The 557-nt window shown below is 42.0% G+C and carries 1 protein-coding gene; it reads left to right on the forward strand.

Annotation, left to right across the window (positions count from 1 at the left end):
* On the forward strand, positions 1 to 557 hold a 557-nt coding region (locus HT718_RS09400; RefSeq protein WP_275690402.1), incomplete at both ends, for a Rib/alpha-like domain-containing protein.

Below are 557 nucleotides of genomic sequence, written 5' to 3' on the forward strand. Positions count from 1 at the left end.
CAGGAACAACAGCTAAGTTCAAGGAGCCAGTAGATACAAAAACACCAGGTGAAAAGACACCAGTAGTCGTTGTCACTTACCCAGACAAGTCAACAGACGAAGTTCCAGTTAAAGTGACTGTTAAAGATCCACGTAGTGATGCGGATAAGAACGAACCAAAAGCTAAGGACCAAACTGTTAAAGTTGGTGACGCACCAAAAGCAGAAGATTCAATTGCGAACTTCAAAGACCTTCCTTCAGGAACAACAGCTAAGTTCAAGGAACCAGTAGATACAAAAACACCAGGTGAAAAAACACCAGTAGTCGTTGTCACTTACCCAGACAAGTCAACAGACGAAGTTCCAGTTAAAGTAACTGTAAAAGATCCACGTAGCGATGCGGATAAGAACGAACCAAAAGCTAAGGAACAAACTGTTAAAATAGGTGACACACCAAAAGCAGAAGATTCAATTGCGAACTTCAAAGACCTTCCTTCAGGAACAACAGCTAAGTTCAAGGAGCCAGTAGATACAAAAACACCAGGTGAAAAGACACCAGTAGTCGTTGTCACTTACCCA

It is taken from the genome of Streptococcus sp. 714, from assembly GCF_013277115.1.
GTDB lineage: Bacteria > Bacillota > Bacilli > Lactobacillales > Streptococcaceae > Streptococcus.